Source organism: Oleiphilus sp. HI0061 (assembly GCF_001635675.1).
Window position 1 is genome coordinate 1 of the sequence record NZ_LWFE01000076.1, and the last position, 606, is coordinate 606.

Sequence of the window (606 nt, forward strand, 5' to 3'; positions counted from 1 at the left end):
GGGGCATCGGGCAAAAGGGCTTCCCCCAGAGGAAGTGTCAGACCCACGAGGTCGACAGCGATATTGGATATCGCTTGCAGGCGAGGGAGACGATGCCGGAGAAGGTACAGATTTTGACGCGGTAAAGAACGGTTATGTTTCAGTAACGCCGCTTCAAGTTGATATGACTCGTCATGAGCTGATATCACAAGTAAAAGATTGTTTAGAGGATTGAATATCGTGAGTCAGACACTTGATCTCGAAGGAATAGGAATGACCTCGCGCCGTACCCGGATGCGACTCATTCAGCGGCTCAGGGATGAGGGGATTACCAACGAGGATGTATTGGCAGTCATGCTGGATACGCCGCGGCATATATTCCTCGATGAGGCGCTATCTCATCGGGCTTATGAAGATACAGCTTTACCGATTGGGCACAACCAAACTATTTCCCAACCTTATATTGTTGCGAGAATGACTGAGTTGTTGCTGCAAACGGCGCCGCGTAGAGTTCTTGAACTTGGCACCGGCTCTGGGTATCAGGCGGCGGTCTTGGCTCAGTTGGTGGGTGAGGTCTATAGTGTTGAGAGAATTAATCCTCTGTTAGAAAAAGCGGTTCAACGCTTT

2 pseudogenes are annotated in these 606 nt (G+C 50.0%); both read left to right on the forward strand.

Annotated elements, in window-relative coordinates:
• Positions 1 to 214, forward strand: a pseudogene (locus A3735_RS30010) (5'/3'-nucleotidase SurE); the annotation flags it as partial.
• Positions 215 to 252: 38 nt separating this feature from the next.
• Positions 253 to 606: pseudogene (gene pcm / locus A3735_RS00965) on the forward strand (protein-L-isoaspartate O-methyltransferase); the annotation flags it as partial.